Here is a 502-nt window from a genome sequence, read left to right as displayed (position 1 = left end):
GTACCGATGCGTGTGATCATGTCGGCGCGCCGGTCGCACCGGTCTATGGGCCCGTTGACATTGATGACCACGCCGGCCTGGTTGGTCAGGATGGCGAAGTAGCGCGTGTCGGCAATGGCCTGGCCCAGTTTTTCCAGCACGGGCGCGGACGCCTGCACCAGCCGGTGGTTTGCGTCCAGGGTGCGCCGCAGCGCGGCGGCCGACACCATGTCGAAGGAGGGCGGCTGCTCAGGCCTGTGGCCCTGGGCCAGGCAGCGCATCCAGGAGCGCTCTATCCAGTTCTCAACCAGCGGCCCGGTACTTTCGGGCTGCGGGTCGCCATAAAGAACGGCCTGGCGTGCGTGCCCGATGCGCGCCAGCCTGTCCTGCCCGCCCGTTGCGGGGGTTGGGCGAAAGGGAGTCATGGAAGCCATGCTGCATTGTGGCCAATTCCCGCGGCGCGTGCAGCGCGTGATGCGGATGGCCCGTACGCTTGCACAAGGGAAGGCAAGCCCCATGTGCT

At 67.3% G+C, this 502-nt stretch carries 1 pseudogene; it reads right to left on the bottom strand.

The window, feature by feature from the left end:
• A pseudogene (locus AC1D0Z_RS24055) lies at positions 1 to 404 on the bottom strand (histidine kinase); the annotation flags it as partial.
• Positions 405 to 502: the final 98 nt, after the last annotated feature.

It is taken from the genome of Polaromonas sp. P1_E3 (genome assembly GCF_056405935.1).
The sequence above is the reverse complement of the archived record's forward strand: the minus strand, read 5'-3'. Positions and strand labels throughout refer to the sequence as shown.